Source organism: Shewanella japonica (assembly GCF_002075795.1).
GTDB classification, from domain to species: Bacteria; Pseudomonadota; Gammaproteobacteria; order Enterobacterales; family Shewanellaceae; genus Shewanella; species Shewanella japonica.
Genome location: NZ_CP020472.1, coordinates 2,241,169 through 2,259,657, shown reverse-complemented (window position 1 = coordinate 2,259,657; position 18,489 = coordinate 2,241,169). Strand labels below are relative to the sequence as shown.

15 protein-coding genes, 5 tRNA genes and 1 pseudogene are annotated in these 18,489 nt (G+C 39.7%); 14 read left to right on the top strand and 7 right to left on the bottom strand.

Annotation, left to right across the window (positions count from 1 at the left end):
• Window positions 1–52: 52 nt before the first annotated feature.
• Entirely contained in the window at window positions 53–2,092 is a 2,040-nt protein-coding gene (gene uvrB / locus SJ2017_RS09640; RefSeq protein ID WP_055025923.1) for an excinuclease ABC subunit UvrB, read from the bottom strand.
• A 1,670-nt stretch (window positions 2,093–3,762) separates the two neighbouring features.
• On the opposite strand from uvrB, the gene SJ2017_RS09635 reads away from it, so the two are divergent.
• The 13 genes from SJ2017_RS09635 to nth all read left to right on the top strand — a co-directional run bounded on the left by SJ2017_RS09635 (window position 3,763) and on the right by nth (window position 13,337).
• Window positions 3,763–3,838: transfer RNA gene (locus tag SJ2017_RS09635), tRNA-Asn, on the top strand.
• 39 nt (window positions 3,839–3,877) lie between these two features.
• Window positions 3,878–3,953, top strand: a tRNA-Asn gene (locus SJ2017_RS09630).
• Window positions 3,954–3,976: 23 nt separating this feature from the next.
• A tRNA-Asn gene (locus SJ2017_RS09625) sits at window positions 3,977–4,052 on the top strand.
• A 27-nt stretch (window positions 4,053–4,079) separates the two neighbouring features.
• Window positions 4,080–4,155 (top strand) — tRNA-Asn (locus SJ2017_RS09620).
• A gap of 20 nt (window positions 4,156–4,175) precedes the next feature.
• A tRNA-Asn gene (locus tag SJ2017_RS09615) sits at window positions 4,176–4,251 on the top strand.
• A gap of 186 nt (window positions 4,252–4,437) precedes the next feature.
• Complete coding sequence (locus SJ2017_RS09610) at window positions 4,438–6,339, top strand: EAL domain-containing protein (protein ID WP_080915607.1); 1,902 nt, start codon at window positions 4,438–4,440, stop codon at window positions 6,337–6,339.
• Between the two features lie 125 nt (window positions 6,340–6,464).
• Window positions 6,465–7,043, top strand: coding sequence for an electron transport complex subunit RsxA (gene rsxA, locus SJ2017_RS09605; RefSeq protein WP_055025921.1), 579 nt, complete (start codon window positions 6,465–6,467; stop codon window positions 7,041–7,043).
• Window positions 7,044–7,045: 2 nt separating this feature from the next.
• Window positions 7,046–7,645: an electron transport complex subunit RsxB gene (gene rsxB, locus SJ2017_RS09600; RefSeq protein WP_055025920.1), complete on the top strand. Its 600-nt coding sequence runs from the start codon at window positions 7,046–7,048 to the stop codon at window positions 7,643–7,645.
• Complete coding sequence (rsxC, locus tag SJ2017_RS09595; RefSeq protein WP_080915606.1) at window positions 7,639–10,302, top strand: electron transport complex subunit RsxC; 2,664 nt, start codon at window positions 7,639–7,641, stop codon at window positions 10,300–10,302. Before rsxB ends, rsxC begins: the two co-directional genes overlap by 7 nt.
• Window positions 10,303–10,304: 2 nt before the next feature.
• Entirely contained in the window at window positions 10,305–11,354 is a 1,050-nt protein-coding gene (rsxD, locus tag SJ2017_RS09590; protein ID WP_080915605.1) for an electron transport complex subunit RsxD, read from the top strand.
• Between the two features lie 23 nt (window positions 11,355–11,377).
• The gene (rsxG, locus tag SJ2017_RS09585; RefSeq protein WP_119969704.1) at window positions 11,378–12,013 is read left to right on the top strand and encodes an electron transport complex subunit RsxG; all 636 of its coding nucleotides are present in this window, start codon (window positions 11,378–11,380) and stop codon (window positions 12,011–12,013) included.
• Window positions 12,006–12,701: an electron transport complex subunit E gene (locus SJ2017_RS09580; protein WP_055025917.1), complete on the top strand. Its 696-nt coding sequence runs from the start codon at window positions 12,006–12,008 to the stop codon at window positions 12,699–12,701. The genes rsxG and SJ2017_RS09580 overlap by 8 nt, the downstream gene beginning before the upstream one ends.
• A gap of 3 nt (window positions 12,702–12,704) precedes the next feature.
• Entirely contained in the window at window positions 12,705–13,337 is a 633-nt protein-coding gene (gene nth / locus SJ2017_RS09575; RefSeq protein WP_080915604.1) for an endonuclease III, read from the top strand.
• Between the two features lie 296 nt (window positions 13,338–13,633).
• Here nth and SJ2017_RS09570 read toward each other — a convergent pair whose 3' ends face one another.
• From SJ2017_RS09570 to SJ2017_RS09550, 6 genes are all read right to left on the bottom strand, one after another.
• Entirely contained in the window at window positions 13,634–14,107 is a 474-nt protein-coding gene (locus tag SJ2017_RS09570) for a hypothetical protein (protein ID WP_080915603.1), read from the bottom strand.
• A gap of 47 nt (window positions 14,108–14,154) precedes the next feature.
• Window positions 14,155–14,340, bottom strand: coding sequence for a 2OG-Fe(II) oxygenase (locus SJ2017_RS21910; protein WP_338057695.1), 186 nt, complete (start codon window positions 14,338–14,340; stop codon window positions 14,155–14,157).
• Window positions 14,298–14,816, bottom strand: coding sequence for a 2OG-Fe(II) oxygenase (locus SJ2017_RS09565; RefSeq protein ID WP_338057694.1), 519 nt, complete (start codon window positions 14,814–14,816; stop codon window positions 14,298–14,300). Before SJ2017_RS09565 ends, SJ2017_RS21910 begins: the two co-directional genes overlap by 43 nt.
• Window positions 14,817–14,826: 10 nt before the next feature.
• On the bottom strand, window positions 14,827–15,999 hold the full coding sequence (locus tag SJ2017_RS09560) for an NAD/NADP-dependent octopine/nopaline dehydrogenase family protein (RefSeq protein WP_080915602.1): 1,173 nt from the start codon (window positions 15,997–15,999) through the stop codon (window positions 14,827–14,829).
• A gap of 239 nt (window positions 16,000–16,238) precedes the next feature.
• Complete coding sequence (locus tag SJ2017_RS09555; protein ID WP_080915601.1) at window positions 16,239–16,667, bottom strand: FAD synthase family protein; 429 nt, start codon at window positions 16,665–16,667, stop codon at window positions 16,239–16,241.
• Between the two features lie 271 nt (window positions 16,668–16,938).
• Window positions 16,939–17,601: a CDP-alcohol phosphatidyltransferase family protein gene (locus SJ2017_RS09550; protein ID WP_080915600.1), complete on the bottom strand. Its 663-nt coding sequence runs from the start codon at window positions 17,599–17,601 to the stop codon at window positions 16,939–16,941.
• 624 nt (window positions 17,602–18,225) lie between these two features.
• Here SJ2017_RS09550 and SJ2017_RS09545 point away from each other — a divergent pair.
• Window positions 18,226–18,474: pseudogene (locus tag SJ2017_RS09545) on the top strand (endonuclease III); the annotation flags it as partial.
• Window positions 18,475–18,489 lie beyond the last annotated feature (15 nt).

Sequence of the window (18,489 nt, the reverse complement as noted above, 5' to 3'; positions counted from 1 at the left end):
GCTCAGCAAAAGCTGAGCTTGTTTCATACTAAAGCGATGTGATCAAACCTTGTTAACTGTTTAAGATGATTTGCTCTCTTAACTGCTTAACTTGATCTCTGAGCGCCGCTGCTTGTTCAAATTCAAGATCCCTTGCATGTTGATGCATTTGTTTTTCAAGCTCGTCGATTTGCTGTGATAGCTCAGCAACGCTTTGTACTTTACTGGTAGCGGTATCGTATTGAGGCTCAGACTCTGCAACTTTACCAAATGCAGTATATTTATGTTTGCTGTTACCCCGATGTGGATCGCCTAAATCCATCACATCAGTGATCTTTTTAGTCACACCTTTTGGCGTTTGTCCCAATTTAACATTATGAGCGTGCTGTTTCTCACGACGCCTTTCAGTTTCACCGATCGCTTTTTCCATTGATTTAGTCACCGTATCGGCATACAAGATAACTTTGCCGTTAACGTTTCGTGCAGCGCGGCCAATGGTTTGAATTAGTGAACGTTCTGAGCGTAAAAAACCTTCTTTATCCGCATCTAAAATACACACCAGTGAGACTTCTGGCATGTCTAATCCTTCACGAAGTAAGTTAATCCCTACCAGCACATCAAAATGACCGAGTCGTAAATCTCGTATCACTTCCACCCGCTCTACAGTATCAATATCTGAGTGCAAGTAGCGCACTTTAACCCCATGCTCATCAAGGTATTCGGTTAAATCTTCAGACATTCGTTTTGTCAGGGTCGTGATTAACACCCTTTCATTAGCAGCGACCCGCTTAGGAATTTCAGATAATAAATCATCGACTTGTATCGCCACTGGACGAATTTCAATTTCAGGGTCAAGTAATCCTGTAGGTCGTACGACTTGCTCTGCGACTTCGCCGTCGCTTTGGTCAAGTTCGTAATCACTTGGGGTTGCCGACACAAATACCGTTTGTGGCATTAATTGCTCAAATTCTTCAAACTTTAATGGTCTGTTATCTAATGCAGAGGGTAAACGAAAACCATATTCTACAAGCGTCGTTTTACGGCTACGATCACCTTTATACATGGCTCCTATTTGCGGTACGGTAACATGTGACTCATCAATAATTAATAACCCATTGGCAGGCAAGTAATCAAGCAAGGTTGGCGGCCCGTCCCCCTCAGCTCTACCAGAAAGATAGCGAGAGTAATTTTCGATACCTGAGCAATACCCAAGCTCAACCATCATCTCGATATCATATTGTACTCGCTCAGAGATACGCTGCGCTTCAATCAGCTTATTGTTATCCAATAATTCCTGACGTCGCTCTCTTAATTCTTCTTTAATATGCTCTGTCGCTTCGATGATTTTTTCTCTTGGCGTCACATAATGGCTTTTAGGATATACCGTGGTGCGCGCTAATCTTCGAGTGACTTGACCTGTTAACGGGTCAAACTCACTTAACTGTTCAATTTCGTCATCAAACAATTCAACTCTGACAGCATCTCTTTCTGACTCTGCAGGGAAAATATCGATTACTTCACCACGAACACGGAAAGTACCACGCTGCAAATCTATGTCGTTGCGAGTATATTGCAACTCACCAAGGCGGGTAATGATGTCACGTTGCCCCATAAAGTCGCCTTGACGAAGATGCAATAACATCTTCATATAAAGTTCAGGATCACCTAGACCGTAAATGGCAGAAACTGAAGCAATCAATACTACATCTTTGCGCTCTAACAAGGCCTTAGTTGCAGACAAACGCATTTGTTCAATATGGGCGTTTACAGAAGCATCTTTTTCGATAAAGGTATTGGAAGCAGGCACATAAGCTTCAGGCTGATAATAGTCATAATATGAAACGAAATACTCAACCGCGTTATGTGGGAAAAACTCTTTCATTTCTCCATATAATTGTGCAGCTAAGGTTTTATTAGGCGCCATGATAATCGTTGGGCGGCCTAAGGTTTGAATTAAGTTAGCAACCGTAAAGGTTTTACCAGACCCCGTTACCCCAAGCAGCGTTTGTTTAGCCACTCCCGCTTCTAAGCCATCAACAAGTTGTTTAATCGCAGTCGGTTGATCACCCGCGGGGGAATAATCTGAAACGAGGTTGAATACTGTGTCAGTCAAAGCAAATACCCTTTATATAACGTCATGCTATTTTATACTGAACCCGATAAATTTAGCTAACCGTTCGATTGAATTTCCCAAAACAAAAAACAAAGTGTATTCAATTGATGAGCTAAAGTGATGGGTTAGGAGCGTAAATACCCACCCCTTATAAACTTTAATCAAGTCGCTAACGGATAGAGCACCCCACTTCCTTATCAAGAGATTATTACAATATAAAGAAAGAAAGATGAAATAATGCTACAACAGTTACACACTATGTCATTTGTACGTAAAACCGCCAAAAACCCCGTTTATTAGGCAATTTAATACACAATCTGGTGCAATAACTGAATACTTTACCCATCCCTAAATAACAGGTGCTAAAAAATAGTTATTGCTTTTTTCAACATGCTGAAAAATATATAAAAAATAATCTTGTTGAATATCAGCCAAATTTAAGTCTGTTTCAATAAAAATAAGGGTTACAGAGCATATTTAAGGAGTAACTCACAGGCTTATCCACAGATTTAGTGGATAAGTGCTTCAAACCCATTAATCGTGGGCTATCGACGTAAACAGAAATTAATAAAACCGTAAGAAAAGCAACATGAAATAAAATTACATTTGTAAGTTGATTAAATTAGTGCCCTATTTTAGCGCATACAAGACTCGTACAATGGTTTGATGAAAACCTATGGTTTAGGTTCAATAATACAATGCCATTTACAGCACATTTCTTGATGCTTTTGAGTAAAGGCTGCAGAACAGGTTTAATGCTTAGTATCAAAAACGACGGTATTTTTTGAATACTCCCGCAGCTCAATAGAAAGCAGTTCTATAGGATGATGCTCTAACGCTACTTTACTCAAAGCGATATTGTTAATTACCTAGTAGTATTAACTAATGATAATTACCCATGTTAAAATGCTCGATACTCAGCATGCTTCTAGCACACGCTTGCAAGCGCTCTTCTATAGTGCTTTTCTTTTAGCGGTCTTCTTTAGCGCCCTTCTTTAGCGCTCTACACAAAATGTTTTGTACAAATTGCTTTTATATTAAGTGCTTTTATAGCTAACGCGAACCTTCTACCTATATAGGTAATAACGTCGGTTTGTCATTTCTGCCGCCTCTTTATTGACTAAAGATTTCTCATTACTTGATCGGTTCTATTGAACCTTATCTTCATCTGCTGTTCATTTGCCGCTATGCGCCTTACACTCTATGCGCTGTTCGCTAAAGGTTATCAGCTGTACATTAATTAACGTGCATTGTTTGTTCATTAACTCAATATTTAATGCTTCATGCTTAGTTCAAAACAAGCTTAGTGGCAGTCCAAATCGCTAAACGACATAACATACTCGTCTTGAATCAATCCTAAAAAGCAAAAAGACAACCGAAAATCGGCGCTGACAGCAGTTAAAACCTTATTTTGGTGTGGTTGATACTTGAATTAACCGATTAAAGTGGAGATGATGAGTTAAATGACAAGATTCATTGCCGTTGAGTAAAAGTGTTACTTTTCAAATTGATTAGTAAAAAATAGCCATTATGGGCATTTATAAGCCACGATGGGTATTAGATGAGCAGTTAACATCAATTTTTCACTTTTTTTTATATCTCGAGTTGACTCATTGATCAGGGCGTTTTACTATGCGCTCCGTTCTCAGCAATACATTGCTAAAAACGATTCCCCTGTAGTTCAGTTGGTAGAACGGCGGACTGTTAATCCGTATGTCACTGGTTCGAGTCCAGTCTGGGGAGCCAATTTAGTTTAGTTTGTTGAAAATAAAGATAAAATGCGATTCCCCTGTAGTTCAGTTGGTAGAACGGCGGACTGTTAATCCGTATGTCACTGGTTCGAGTCCAGTCTGGGGAGCCAATTTTATCTTAGTTTTAATCGATTCCCCTGTAGTTCAGTTGGTAGAACGGCGGACTGTTAATCCGTATGTCACTGGTTCGAGTCCAGTCTGGGGAGCCAATTAAAACACAATTAAGAAATAGCGATTCCCCTGTAGTTCAGTTGGTAGAACGGCGGACTGTTAATCCGTATGTCACTGGTTCGAGTCCAGTCTGGGGAGCCAATTCTTATATATTCTTCAATTCCCCTGTAGTTCAGTTGGTAGAACGGCGGACTGTTAATCCGTATGTCACTGGTTCGAGTCCAGTCTGGGGAGCCAAGAAGAATTCAATCGTTAAAATTACTACCTTCCTCCTATTACTATCTTTTTTTAATTCCCTTATATTTTTTTGTAAATTACACTACAATTCTATTCGTTAACTCCTTTATTTGTTGTAGCTTTTTATTTTTCCGCTATACCAAAATTGAATGAAGACAACTGTGTATTATAGGAAATGGACTATTCATGGGTTTATCAAAATCTTTCCAATTAGTTTTATTTGTCATTTTCGGATTATTACTTTATCGGATTTACGATCTAGAAAATAAAGAAATGCAGCGCCAAGGTTCTATAGCGACTGAAAAGTACGCTGAATATGTTAATCAAATGTCTGATTGGACAGGTGACGGCAAATCACTATATGAATTACTTTCTCAACAGTTTACTTTTCAATTCTTTCAATACATACATGAAAGTGACAGTGATAAGAACTTCACGTTTGGTTTACTCGCTAAAACTGAAGGCAATTTTGAAGATACCATTTTTAAAATTGAGCTTGGCCATACAAAAGCATTCTCACAAGGCCGACTACAAGTCAGACTGAGTACAAGTTCGGTGATTTCTGCAAGTTTTGTCAACCTTGAAAAAGCAGCAACCTTAACAATTGTTGCTTACTTGTTGATAATGATTAGCTTTGCAATACTTATGGCCATTCATCGCCGTGGCATAAAATACATTTGTGATTACGTAGATAATATCCCCAACCTGTCTTTTCAGGCTGTTGAGACCTCACGCTTACGTGGTTCATTAAAACCCATTGGCGTTGCTCTTGAGAAAAGCCGAATTGAACTAAAAACCAGTATTGGTAACTTCCATAAAGAAAACGACTTATTAACCAAAGCCGCTTATCAAGATCCTGTAACTGGCTTCTCTACTCGTCGTCGATTTAATGATTATTTAAAAACGATTACTGATTCAGATAAACAACAATTTGGAGTGCTTTGCATTATTAAAGCCGCCGAATTATCAAGTATTAATCAACTTCATGGCCGTGAAGCTGGCGATGATTATCTAAGTAAAATTGCCACGTGCATACGACAAGCAGCAGCCAAAACTGGGGTCAATGAATATTATCGAGTATCGAGCAGTGATTTTGCGCTATTTATCAACGATATTACCGTCAAAGAAGGTGAACAGTTTTTAGTCAGTTTAAAACGTTACCTGGATGAATATGCTCAAACGGTTGATACCGATAGCATCGCCCATAGCGGAATGGTGCCGTTTGAACAAAACTGTGACTCTCATGCCCTGCTGACACTTGCAGATACAGCAGTCAGCATTGCTCAAACATCAGGGCCTAATCGTTACCATATACTCGAGAAGTTTTCTGGTAATCAGCAATTGGGCGACGATCACTGGAAAGTAACCATTAATGAATTAATTAATCGTAAGGGCATCAAGTTTTTCCAGCAGCCTATTTTACCTTGTAACAATCAAGTGGATGTTTATCGAGAGTTATTTGCCCGTTTTTATAATAGTGAAGGTTCAAACTTGCCCACAGCCAGTGTCATTGCCATGTCAGAACGTCATGGGCTAAATGTGGATTTAGATAAAATGATTGTGGTGCACACGCTACAACTATTAAATTCAAACCCAAGCCTAACGGGTAACTTCGGTATTAACATCAGTGCCTCATCAGCCTTACAGGAAGTGTTTGTGTCATGGTTACGCGATATATTGTCGAGTCACCGCTCTACCTCAGCAAGAATCGTATTTGAGCTTAATGAATCTGGCATGCAAAAAAATGTCACTGCCAGTCGCCGTTTCGTCAACGAAATGCATAAAGTGGGCGCAAAAGTGGCCATTCAACATTTCGGATTAGGCTTTTCTTCGTTTAAATTTTTCCGCGAAGTAAAACCAGATGTCATTAAATTAGACAGCAGTTACAGCGAAAACATTGATCAAGATAATAACAACAAATTCTTTGTCAGAATGATCGTTGATATTTCACGCAGAATTGGGATTAAAGTCATAGCCACAGGCGTTGAAAAACAAGATGAGAAACTCACATTAGAAAAAATGTTAGTCGACGGATTACAAGGTTATTATATTGCTAGGCCAGAAATTATCGCTAAAACAGATAAATAATCGACCAATGTCAGTCCAATCTTACAAATTAGGGTTAATATTTACATAACCCTTTTTTTTATCCGTTGTTTCTCAAGCCTAAACCTTAGATAATACAACTAATATCTGAATTAAAAAGTGTAGTAATGACAGACTATCTCTTACTGTTAATTGGCACCGTGTTAGTCAATAACTTTGTGTTAGTAAAATTCCTTGGTTTGTGCCCTTTTATGGGAGTATCAAGCAAGCTCGCCTCAGCCATTGGTATGTCCATGGCGACAACGTTTGTGTTGACCCTAGCTAGTATTCTCAGCTTTTTAACCAATGAGTTCTTATTAAAGCCTTTCGACCTCAACTATCTAAGAACCATGAGCTTTATCTTGGTTATTGCTGTCGTCGTGCAGTTTACTGAGATGATGGTTCAAAAAACCAGTGCATCATTACATCGAGCTTTAGGTATTTACCTGCCACTTATCACAACCAATTGTGCTGTATTAGGTGTTGCCCTATTGAACGTCAATGAAGATCATAACTTTATTCAATCTGCAGTTTATGGCTTTGGCGCCGCTATTGGTTTTTCATTAGTGCTTGTTTTATTTTCAGCCATGAGAGAACGTCTTGCTGCAGCAGATGTCCCTCTACCTTTCAAAGGCGGCGCTATCGCCATGATCACAGCGGGTTTAATGTCTCTTGCCTTCATGGGATTTGCGGGGCTGGTTAAATAATCATGTCTAGTATTGTAATCGCAGTTATCGTGCTCACCGTATTAGCACTCATATTCGGACTCATTTTAGGTTACGCCTCCATCAAGTTTAAAGTTGAAGGCAACCCCATTGTTGAACAAGTTGAAGCGCTGCTACCGCAAACACAATGTGGCCAATGTGGCTACCCTGGCTGTCGCCCATACGCAGAAGCAATTGCCAATGGTGATAATGTCAATAAATGCCCACCAGGCGGCACTGCGACAATGGAAAAAATTGCCAGTTTGATGGGCGTTGATCCTGAGCCGTTAAATGAAGTCGCTCAAGAAAATATTAAAAAGGTCGCCTTTATTCGCGAAGACGAATGTATTGGTTGCACTAAGTGTATTCAAGCCTGTCCAGTGGATGCCATATTAGGCGCTGGTAAGTTAATGCATACCGTTATCGCTAAAGACTGTACAGGCTGTGATTTGTGTGTCGAGCCCTGCCCGGTAGATTGCATTGACATGATACCTGTTGAACAAAACCTTAAAAATTGGGATTGGAAGTTAAGCCGTATCCCAGTAACCATTGTAGAAGGTGTTCAATCGCCTAACCGTGAAGTAAAAGAGGAATCTCAGTGCTAACTTTATTAGAACAAATTGATAAAGGGACGTTATGGCACTCTCCAGGCGGGATCCATCCACCACAATTAAAAAGCGTTTCCAATCAAGTTAGTAGCGCTCGACTACCGTTATCGCGTTATTATTCTGTACCTGTCCCGCAAGTGGGTGACAGCGCACGCTTACAAGTAAAGGTTGGCGACAAAGTATTAAAAGGCCAAATGCTGACTGAAGGTGAAGGCTTTATGTACTTACCAGTGCATGCGCCAACATCAGGCATTATTGCTGATATTGCGTTAAAGCCAAGTAATCATGCATCAGGCTTACCCGTATTGACATGTGTGATACAAGCCGATGGTAAAGACGACAGCATTGATTATCAGAGCAGTGAATTAGCAACCTTATCTAATCAACAAATTCTAGATAAAATCAAGCAAGCTGGCATAGCGGGTATGGGGGGAGCAAGTTTTCCTAGCCATATAAAATTAAACCCAGCCAGTGAAATCGATTTAGTTATCATTAATGGTGTGGAATGCGAACCTTACATTACCTCAGATGATGTAATTATGCGTGAAAACGCTACCGAGATCTTCTCAGGCATTAACATCATTAATACTTTGCTCTCTCCTCAGCGCATTATTATTGCTATTGAAGATAATAAACCAGAAGCTGTCACTGCAATGCGTAGTGCACTTGATAACGCTACTGAATTACAAGGGATTGTCAAAGTGACAGTCATCCCTACTAAGTATCCTTCTGGTGGCGAAAAACAGCTTATACAAATCATTACTGGCCGTGAAGTACCAACTGGCAGCATTCCTGCTCAGCAAGGCATTGTTGTTCATAACGTCGGTACGGCTTTCGCTATTCAAGATGCCGTGCTACATGGGAAACCGTTAATTGAGCGCCTAGTGACTTTAACTGGTGAACAAGTCTCAACACCAGGTAACTACTGGTTACCCATAGGTTCAAGTGTTAAAGATATACTTGAACAAGTTGGTTTTGATGAGGCACCTTTACAAAAAGTGATTATTGGTGGCCCAATGATGGGTTACGCGCTACCAGATTTTGATGTACCAGTGCTAAAAGGCACCAACTGTATATTGACCCCAAGTCAAAATGAAATAGCGCCTGATGCTGAAGAAAAAGCGTGTATACGCTGCGGAGAATGCGCGATTGCATGCCCTGCACTATTATTGCCTCAGCAATTATTTTGGCATGCAAAAGCAGAAGAGTATGACAAAGCAGCCAGCTTTAATTTAAAAGACTGTATCGAATGCGGCTGTTGCAGTTACGTTTGTCCAAGCGATATCCCCTTAGTTGAATATTATCGTATTGCAAAATCTGCTCTTAAAAACGAAGCAGAAGAAAAAAGACAAGCAGAACAAGCAAAAGTCCGATTTGAGGCAAGACTGCAGCGTTTAGAAGATGAAAAACGTGCACGGGAAGAAAAGTCACGCTTAGCCGCAGAAAAACGTAAAGCTGCGATGGAAAATAGTGATAAGAAAAACGCGGTTGCTGAAGCAATGGCTAGAGTAGCTGCGAAAAAGAAAATGGCAGAACAAAACACTCAAGCTGATAGTAAACCTGCCGCTTCCACAGATAAGTCATCAGCAGTTAGCGCAGCCATTGCACGTGCTAAAGCGAAAAAGCTCGCGCAACAGGCAGAAAATCAAGCATCAGATCAGGACCCATCAGCACAGTTAGATCAAACAACAGAACAGGCTTCACCTGTTGATGACAAGAAAGCACAAATAGCTGCGGCAGTTGCACGAGCAAAAGCCAAAAAACGTGCGCAACAGAGTGATAATAAGCTTTCTGAGCAAGTACCCGATAACACTAATGAATCTGTACCTGTTGATGATAAAAAAGCCCAGATAGCTGCTGCAGTTGCACGAGCAAAAGCTAAAAAACTGGCTAAACAAGCTGAAAATCAATCAGAAGATAAACAGCAAACCATAGAGTCGTCTTCAGTTAACGAGCAGTCGTCAGTACAAGCGTCGTTATCTCCTGCTGATGAGAAAAAAGCAAAAATTGCCGCTGCTGTCGCCAAAGCAAAAGCGAAAAAACTCGCTCAAAGCGCTGGTCAAAGTGCTGGTCAAAGTGCTGGTCAACCGCAGCAAGATGATGAACACCTTGCTCAAACACAAGCAATTGACACACCCGTTGACGTTAAGCCTGAAACACAATCAGATTCGGTAACTGAAACAGCCACTTTATCTCCTGCTGATGAGAAAAAAGCAAAAATTGCCGCAGCTGTCGCTAAAGCAAAAGCGAAAAAGCTCGCTCAAAGCGCTGGTCAAAGTGCTGGTCAACCGCAGCAAGATAATGAACACCTTGCTCAAACACAAGTAATTGACACTCCCGTTACCGTTAAGCCTGAAACACAATCAGATTCGGTAACTGAAACAGCCACTTTGTCACCTGCAGATGAGAAAAAAGCAAGAATTGCCGCTGCTGTCGCTAAAGCAAAAGCGAAAAAGCTCGCACTAGGCGCAACTCAACCACTGCAAAGTGAAGCAAAAGCAGTTGAAACCGACATTAGCGACACCCAAGCAGAACAAACCTCAATTGAGCCAATAAAATCGGCTGCTGAGGTAAAAAAAGCAAGAATCGCCGCTGCTGTAGCCAAAGCTAAAGCGAAAAAATTAGCGAATCAACAGAGCAGTGAAAAGGAATAAACATGGCATTTAAAATTGCTTCTTCACCCCATGTGAGTACCAATTTGCAAACCAATAAGGTGATGCAAAGAGTCGCACTATGCCTTATTCCAGGTATTGCAGCGCAAGTTTACTTTTTTGGCATGGGCACCTTGGTGCAAATATTAATTGCCGTATTGGTTTCATTATCTGCTGAAGCTGCTGTGATGAAATTAAGAAACAAGTCGATAAAAAGTGCGTTATCAGATAACAGCGCTCTAGTTACCGCACTACTTATTGCTGTTGCCATTCCTCCGCTAACGCCTTGGTGGATGACCGTGATTGGCTGTTTATTTGCCATTGTGATCGTTAAACATCTATATGGCGGACTGGGCAATAATATTTTCAACCCAGCAATGGCTGCTTATGTATTGCTGCTTGTTTCATTTCCACTGCAAATGACCAATTGGGTAGCACCTGCAGAACTGACTGCCAACCATGTTGGAATAATAGCGGCTTTAAGCCAAATTTTTGAAATCAGCCCAGCGAGTCTAGATTACTTCAAAATCACTGTTGATGGACACACGATGGCCACGCCATTAGATACGTTTAAAACAGATTTATCTATGGGAATGACCAGTACAGAAAGTCTGCAGCGTAACGTATTTGACGGTATGACAGGTATCGGCTGGTTTTGGGTAAACATGGCTTACCTTCTTGGTGGCTTGGTGATGTTGAAGCTCAAGGTCATTCGCTGGCATATCAGTAGTGCAATATTACTCAGTATTTTTATTTGTTCAGGTTTTGCGTTTTTACTTAACCCTGACACCCATGCAAGCCCGATTCTGCATTTGTTTTCTGGTGGCACAATGTTATGCGCATTTTTCATCGCTACAGATCCTGTAACAGCAGCAACTAGTCCAAAAGGCAGATTACTGTTCGGCGCAATAATTGGCGTGTTAATTTTTGTGATACGCACTTATGGTGGATACCCTGATGCCGTAGCATTTGCCGTATTATTGGCCAACATGTGCGCACCATTTATTGACTATTACATTCGTCCTCGTTCATATGGCCACCGTGCGGGTAATTAACCTGCGAGCTAACTGGATTATCAATGTTAAAAATTATTTCTAAAAATGGATTATTACTCGGGCTATTTGCGCTGTGTTGTACAGGCCTTGTAGCGTCGGTTAATTTTCTAACTAAAGATACGATTATCGAACAACAGCGCAAGCAACTTGTCAGTGTGTTAGAGCAAATCATTCCTAACTCAATGCACAACAATCAACTTACTGATGATTGTATCCTAGTGGCCAATGCTGAATATTTAGGCACAGATGAGCCATTACCCGTTTATATCGCTAAAATGGATCAGCAAGCTGTTGCTCTTGCCATAGAAGCAGTGGCTCCAGATGGCTACAATGGGGATATAAAAATTATTCTTGGTATCAGTAATGACAACGAATTACTGGGTGTTCGTACATTAACTCATCAAGAAACACCAGGCCTTGGCGATAAAATTGAACTTAGAAAATCTGATTGGGTTCTTGGTTTTAGCGGTATGACTTATGACTCTAATTCCAAACCAATGGCAGTTAAAAAAGACGGTGGCGACATTGACCAATTTACAGGTGCGACAATTACTCCTCGTGCTTATGTAGGCGCTATCAATAAAGCACTTGAATTTGTTGAACAACATCGTGATGAGTTGTTATCAACCGTCAATCATTGTGGACGTGAACATGACTAATTATCGTGAAATAGCTTGGCAAGGCTTATGGAAAAATAACCCAGGTTTAGTACAACTATTAGGCTTATGTCCACTGCTGGCAGTCACTGCCACTGTGACAAATGCGTTAGGACTCGGTTTAGCGACGCTATTGGTATTAGTGGGCTCTAACATCTTAGTCTCGTTAGTAAGGGACTATGTACCAAAAGAAATTCGTATACCGGTATTTGTTATGATCATTGCAGCGCTCGTCACCTGCGTGCAATTACTTATCAATGCTTACGCCTATGGTTTGTACCTTTCATTAGGTATATTCTTGCCACTGATTGTCACTAACTGCGTCATTATCGGCCGTGCTGAAGCATTTGCTTCACGTAATAATGTGACCAGTGCAGCATTTGACGGACTCATGATGGGTGTGGGTTTCACAGGTATTCTAGTGGTGCTAGGTGGAATGCGGGAACTACTGGGTCAAGGCACATTATTTGATGGTGCTGAACTCTTACTTGGCGATTGGGCTAGCTCATTAACCATTCAAGTATTTAATGTCGAAAGCCCTTTCCTCTTGGCGATGTTACCACCAGGTGCATTTATCGCCATGGGATTATTGATTGCATTAAAAAATGTCATAGACGCGCAAATTGAAAATAGAAAACCACAACAAGAAACAGAGACAATTGCACGTGCTCGGATAACAAAGGTTAGCTAAGTCATGAACAAACAAAAACGCCATGAAATTTTAACTCGCTTACGGGCAAACAACCCTAAGCCGGAAACAGAACTCAACTTTTCATCACCATTTGAATTGTTAGTTGCTGTAACTTTGTCGGCACAAGCAACGGATGTCAGTGTTAACAAAGCCACTGATAAACTCTTTCCCGTTGCAAATACAGCCCAACAAATTTATGACCTTGGCGTTGAAGGATTAAAGACCTACATTAAAACCATCGGTCTTTATAATAATAAAGCAATTAATGTCATTAAAGCCTGTGAAATGTTGATAAACCTTCATGGCGGTGAAGTGCCAGAGAACCGTGAAGCATTAGAAGCACTACCAGGTGTCGGTCGTAAAACCGCTAATGTTGTACTAAATACTGCTTTTGGCTGGCCTACTATCGCGGTTGATACCCATATTTTCAGAATGGCAAACCGCACTAAGTTTGCAATGGGTAAAAATGTCGACCAAGTAGAAGAAAAAATGCTTAAGGTGACACCTGCTGAATTTAAAGTTGATGTGCATCATTGGTTTATCTTACATGGAAGATATACCTGTATCGCCCGTAAACCTCGCTGCGGCAGTTGCATTATTGAAGATTTATGTGAATTTAAAGATAAAACCGAATAAATATAGGCTGCTTTCCGCTTCTATTTTAACCTTAACTATGAGCTTAATCGTCGTAGATGGCTCTTTTTAGATGTACATCTAACGCGTATATGAGACTGTTTTATTCAACTAATTTGGCATGGAAACTTTTACCACTTTACCGACACCTTTCTGGTTATAAAAAGATGTCACAGAAAACCTGTTTAGCGCCATGTTGAAGAAATGTACCTAATGTTATTCTAAATATGGAAACTTTATATCGTCTTTTAATACGCTAAAGCTCGATTGCATAAAGCAAAGGCAATTAAGTAATCTAGTTATAAATCGACTGTTCTAATCAAAAAATATGTCGGCCAAGTCTCTCGTACTTGGCTTTCCCATTGCGAGTCAATTTTTCCATTAGTGTGATGTAAAAACCAAACCTTAGCCCACTTTTGAACAATTTTTCCTGATTTACTTAGTTTTAAAGGTAAAAATTTACGTTCATAATGACCACCTTGATATTCGACGATAGCGCGACTTTTTGCTCTCGAATGTATCTTATCTAAAGCCGCACTAACAAGCTCTACTTTCGATAGTGGCAAAATATTTTGCCTTTTTAAACAGGCTAATATTATTGCTTTCTTCACACATACTTGCATGTAGGCATCTTGGTGTGGCCTGTAAACCATCCCAGTTAGCCCATAGATAGAAATAAGTTCTCTGTCGGCTATTTCCTTTAATGGAATAAGTTCATTATTGATATCAGTTAATTCACTTAGCACATGGAGCTTGTCATTTGATTTCGACAATTACCACTTCCTCCCATAAATAGATATTCATTCAGCATGGCTTAATATTAACTGAGTGGCTCAGCCTTATTTGCAATGCTGTTGTTTAAACAAAACCAGCCCGCGATTGAGTAGCGGTCAAGTTTTGCAGGTAATACTTCATGTGGAAATTCTTCACTTAAAAATACGACAATAGTACCTAAACTTGGCGTTACAGCGGCGACACGATTATCAACAATTGGGATAGCTGACAAGTGATTTTCATAAATAACCAACTCACACCATCAGCTGCAGACCAGTTTTGATTAAGGTATACGACGACTGATAACACACGATTCTTTTCTCCTTTAAAAGCGTCTTTATGCTTCTTATAGAAATCACCAATAGCGTAATGGGAGAAGTGGCTTTCAAAAGAAAATAAACCCTGAAATGATCGTCTATTTAGATAGTCTTGCAGTGACGTTGTCCACTTTATCCATGCACAACTCGCCTCACTATCACCTGATATCCAAGAGATTTCATCTGTGCGAATAGAGTCACTAATGGTATGTTCCTTGGTCCTGCCGATACCCGCTCGGGCATAGTTCTCCTCTGATAACATTGTGATACGTTCTAATAACAAGTTGGTTAAATCTTTGGGTAAAGCATAAGGGCTGATGCTATAACCCTTATCAACAATGTTATTTGAGATAGATTCAAATAATGAGGCGTTATCGTTAGAAGAACTCATTATAGGTAATTCAAACAAGGTTCTGATTTAGGGTGATGCTTTCACCTTCAACAAAGGACAATAATTCCTCTTTTGTTAAGTCACCTAACCCTAGTGAAGCGAGTGTTCTTCCTTCTTTAAAGAAGTCTCTTGCTAAAAGACCACCGCACATTTCAATCAAGCGATTACATTCTGGCATCTTAATACCTAACTTTTCACCTAACGAAGAAAGTAAAACTAACCCCATAGGGACATCTTCTGTTACGTATCTATTATCAAAACTGTATGGTCCTGGAGGCGATGATATTTTGTAGCTTTCAAATACTTCTTTTGGATCTTGTGTTAAATCTTCTTCATTTCTAAATAAGCAGGCTTCTAGATAAGGTATAGGTTCACAGCCAAGGGCACTTAATACCGCCATTTTTTCTGCATCTAGTTTTTCTATCATTAGCCATGCCATATCAGTTGAAAGGGCATCTCTGTACATATATGGCACTTCATCTGGGTGATGTTTGATACAATATTCAAGCATTGGATACATGACATATAACCCCACGGTATGAACAATAATATTGGGATTATGCAGTGCTGATTCGAATATGTGCTTTCGCACTTTTTTTCTGTCAATGTTATAGGCAGGAAACAAATTAACGGCAATATCCATGCCTTGCGACGTTCTTGCCGCAGGGAAAAAAGAAAGTGAATTTCTAGCGTTTTTAAACAACACTTTCACTGTGCCAGGTTCAACCACCCTTGCGTCATTAGGTGTCGACTCCCCTTCTGCAAATATGGGGTCATTTTCGCAAAACCTGCGATAATGAATACTACCTGCATACCCAGGGATTAATATAACCAGTTGATTATCTTGGAAGTGCTTTGCGACCCTTTCAGCTAACACCGGGTGATAGGTAGTTTGAATAAAAATCATGACTACATCTGCACCTTCAATCGCTTCTTTAGGCTCTCTGGTGACCATATCTAGTGGTTGAAAGGTTTTTTCGACATTGTCACCGCTGTCGGTAAAATGGCCAGTTGTCGTATTGTCGATGCAATAAATACCTTTGTTTTCGACCATCTTTTCAAAATGTTCATCATGGGTAATATGATTTGAAGTCTTTAACAATCTAACTTTATGTCCTGCCTCAGCAGCCATAAACGCACAAGCAGAACCAGCATTACCGGCTCCAATGATGGCGATTCTCATTTTTTCTCTCAATAATTTAGGGATGTAATCAAGGGGAAAGCTCACCCTTGCATGTGTAAACGGTGGAAATTTGGAAACGTAGAAATTTGGAAATTTGAAACTTCAAAAATAATGAAATGTTGAAATTAAACCTAAAACAAATTCTATCGAGTTCGTTCTAATATCTGTTACATGCTCGATTCATTGAGCGCACTAAAAATGGTTGTTTAACCATAAAAACAAGATAAAAGACTAAATCACTAAGCAACATTGATCTTGTTAACTTTGTCGACTTTATCGATTTTATTCAGCTTATTTATAATTGAACTCGAGTCAGTCTTAGGACTTCTTGTAACATAGCGCATTATTCCCATTTTATGAGGTAACTCATACATGTGCTGCATGTTATCGCCTGCGACATGGATATCAATTTTATTTAACTCGTAAAAACTAGCATCTATATTAGGGGTCAGTGGTGCGACAATAACCTCATCAACACATTTCATGTTCCTGATGATTTCACACCTTTGCTCACAAGAAATAATAGGTGTACGTTTATACGACTCAACATCTTCATCAGAATGTACGCCTACAATCAAATAGTCACCAAACTCTTTTGCTTTGTTTAGAACCGATACATGCCCTACGTGAAATAAATCGAATACACCACTGGTATATACTTTTTTCATTTTATTGCTCCCTTCACAAAACAGGTAGCGAAAAAATTTTCGTTAGCTACTCTGTCAAATATCTCGCCACCAATGCATTCTTTTGTAGAGTTTTCTCTAGTCAGTGTATGTATTCACCCAATGCTGCATTATGCTTGGGCTTTACTTATGCTGAGTAAGTTAGATAACAATGAAGCCTTTTAAAAAGCGAATATAGAATGCTATGTGGACTTCTAACCACCATTTATTGTTACTACAGGTGGATATTCTATAAGAATTAACACTATTTACGTCATGGATTAGAGAGTAACAACCAGCCATAAATTAATGTTATTGCTAGCGTGTATAAAGCAAGCACATAGTACCAAACGCCACCATTAAGCTTTGGTGTTATTACTGGTGCTACATTTAACGCTGACAAGGCGATCAGCGTGATATAAAGAACAACTGTGAAAGCTGAGATTGTTATAAAGCTTTCAAGTAAAAATACAAATACAAGGATGATGGCATTGTTGTCATACGCTAGGCCTTGATATGTAGATTTTCCACCCAAGCCAAAAACATTAAAATAGCTTAGTCGTAAAACACCGGCAGCAACAATAAGAAAAGCACCTGGGATTAGCCACGGGCTGTAGTCACCGTAAGAGAGCAAAATAACCGCGGGACAAATGCCAAAACTAACAATATCAATAAGTGAGTCAACTTGCGCGCCCACCTGACTTTGTTGCGCTGTTCTGCCCTTCATTTTTCGTGCTATCTTGCCATCATTCCAGTCAAAAAAAACCGCCCAAATCAGTCCTATCATTGCAGCTTGATAATTGCCCGTCATTGCGAAGTACAATGCTAATAGCGCCGATAAAAGACCGACCAAAGAACAAATATTAGGTAAATCATATGCCAGCGATAATATCGAAGGAGGGGTTGACGGATTGCTTCCAGTTTTTGCTAACGGCATAAATGACTCTCAGTGGAATGAATATAATTACGGGAATTTAATCTAAAGAGAGAACAATTTGTGGGTATTGTTGTCGGTATTAGCTCTTTCAACGCTGTAAATTTACTAACAAGGTAGTTCGTACAGCATCAAGTAACTGACTCGAATGAGTGTTGTTGCTAATAGATAACAACGTGGCGCCAGTCTAACACACTAATGTTGCTCAATCTCATTTATTTCTATATATCTATAAATAGACCAGCACTGCAATTCACATTGCTTTACGTCTGCCTAGTATGAAAACCTGAGAATCATTTGTTTCTATTTAATTTTATTTTTGGATGCTCTTACAATAAAAATTGTTGCCATAGAATGGCATTATTGACCATAAAATAATAGATGCCTAAGTTTCACTTAGCGATGTGAGCCCTCATTTGAGTTCTAATTATCTCAGCTTTAATACTTGCGTTAATATTGAATACTAATTTGACAACTTTGGCAAAAAATAATGCTTATATAATTACGTGAATGAATACCTTGGTGAATAGTAAACCATCGTGAGCAGTTTCATTATGTAATCTTAAAATCCGCTTTTGGCAAAACAGCCTTAGATAGTTAAACATGCACTTACATCTACCATGATTTTCTTATGACTGGCCTACTATCGCCGTTGATACCCATATTTTCAGAATGGCAAACCGCACTAAGTTTGCAATGGGTAAAAATGTCGACCAAGTAGAAGAAAAAATGCTTAAGGTGACACCTGCTGAATTTAAAGTTGATGTGCATCACTGGTTTATCTTACATGGAAGATATACCTGTATCGCCCGTAAACCTCGTTGCGGCAGTTGCATTATTGAAGATTTATGCGAATTTAAAGATAAAACAGACTAAGGTTTACCAACGTCT

Excerpts from the sequence above, each read along its gene's own strand:
- rsxD (WP_080915605.1), top strand. The coding sequence starts at position 10,305 with ATGGCATTTAAAATTGCTTCTTCACCCCATGTGAGTACCAATTTGCAA.
- SJ2017_RS09560 (WP_080915602.1), bottom strand. The coding sequence starts at position 15,999 with ATGAGAATCGCCATCATTGGAGCCGGTAATGCTGGTTCTGCTTGTGCG.
- rsxG (WP_119969704.1), top strand. The coding sequence starts at position 11,378 with ATGTTAAAAATTATTTCTAAAAATGGATTATTACTCGGGCTATTTGCG.
- rsxB (WP_055025920.1), top strand. The coding sequence starts at position 7,046 with ATGTCTAGTATTGTAATCGCAGTTATCGTGCTCACCGTATTAGCACTC.
- SJ2017_RS09580 (WP_055025917.1), top strand. The coding sequence starts at position 12,006 with ATGACTAATTATCGTGAAATAGCTTGGCAAGGCTTATGGAAAAATAAC.
- SJ2017_RS09555 (WP_080915601.1), bottom strand. The coding sequence starts at position 16,667 with ATGAAAAAAGTATATACCAGTGGTGTATTCGATTTATTTCACGTAGGG.
- nth (WP_080915604.1), top strand. The coding sequence starts at position 12,705 with ATGAACAAACAAAAACGCCATGAAATTTTAACTCGCTTACGGGCAAAC.
- SJ2017_RS09550 (WP_080915600.1), bottom strand. The coding sequence starts at position 17,601 with ATGCCGTTAGCAAAAACTGGAAGCAATCCGTCAACCCCTCCTTCGATA.
- rsxA (WP_055025921.1), top strand. The coding sequence starts at position 6,465 with ATGACAGACTATCTCTTACTGTTAATTGGCACCGTGTTAGTCAATAAC.
- SJ2017_RS09610 (WP_080915607.1), top strand. The coding sequence starts at position 4,438 with ATGGGTTTATCAAAATCTTTCCAATTAGTTTTATTTGTCATTTTCGGA.
- SJ2017_RS09565 (WP_338057694.1), bottom strand. The coding sequence starts at position 14,816 with ATGAGTTCTTCTAACGATAACGCCTCATTATTTGAATCTATCTCAAAT.